Origin of the sequence: Acinetobacter sp. AL9 (assembly GCF_041464035.1) — a bacterium.
GTDB lineage: Bacteria > Pseudomonadota > Gammaproteobacteria > Pseudomonadales > Moraxellaceae > Acinetobacter > Acinetobacter towneri.
Genome location: NZ_JAYFSK010000308.1, coordinates 1 through 218 on the forward strand (window position 1 = coordinate 1; position 218 = coordinate 218).

The following is a 218-nucleotide window of genomic DNA, read 5'->3' on the forward strand; positions in this document are numbered from 1 at the left end:
TATTGGGTCTGAATTTTATTGTTTAGCGTTAACTAAATCAAGATCAGTCTGAATTGACTGATTGGATTTGAATCGATTGAGCATACAACCCCAACTGTTTGGGTGTTGTATAGTCAAGCCTCACGAGCAATTAGTATTGGTCAGCTTCACATATCGCTATGCTTCCACATCCAACCTATCAACGTCGTAGTCTTCAACGGCTCTTTAGGAGGCATAAA

The 218-nt window shown here is 39.9% G+C and carries 1 rRNA gene; it reads right to left on the bottom strand.

The annotated features are described in order from the left end of the window. Positions 1–109: 109 nt before the first annotated feature. Positions 110–218, bottom strand: a 23S ribosomal RNA gene (locus ACEO2X_RS14845); the annotation flags it as partial.